Origin of the sequence: Natrinema pallidum DSM 3751 (assembly GCF_000337615.1) — an archaeon.
In the GTDB taxonomy this organism is placed as follows: domain Archaea; phylum Halobacteriota; class Halobacteria; order Halobacteriales; family Natrialbaceae; genus Natrinema; species Natrinema pallidum.
This window is the reverse complement of sequence record NZ_AOII01000001.1, coordinates 1-330: the sequence shown is the minus strand read 5'-3', so window position 1 is coordinate 330 and position 330 is coordinate 1. Positions and strand designations below refer to the sequence as shown.

Genomic DNA, 330 nt, shown 5'->3' with positions numbered 1-330 from the left:
AGAGATGTGTATAAGAGACAGTCATCGGCGTGTCCTCCTGTAGCCGAAGGTACTCCGTCGCGTATCCCGCCGGTTCCTCCAAGTCTAAGCGCACCTCTATGGCCTTCTCGCGGGTATGAGCCTCTGGTTTCGCCAAGTCACACGCTTCGATGTGCTTCTCAATCGCCGGGTAGAACGTGTTCTCCAACACAGCCACGATCTCGTGGTCCGTGTCGAACGTGTCGCGTAGCCCTGTTGCCTGCAAGTCGATGTAAATAGCATCGTGACAATGCACGTAACAGGCGTTCTCTCCCGGATTCTCAGCATCCAACCCGTGCACGTCGTCACCAC

General features: G+C 56.1%; 1 pseudogene. It reads right to left on the bottom strand.

Going from position 1 to position 330, the window contains the following annotated elements:
* Window positions 1–330 (bottom strand): annotated as a pseudogene (locus C487_RS00005) (hypothetical protein); the annotation flags it as partial.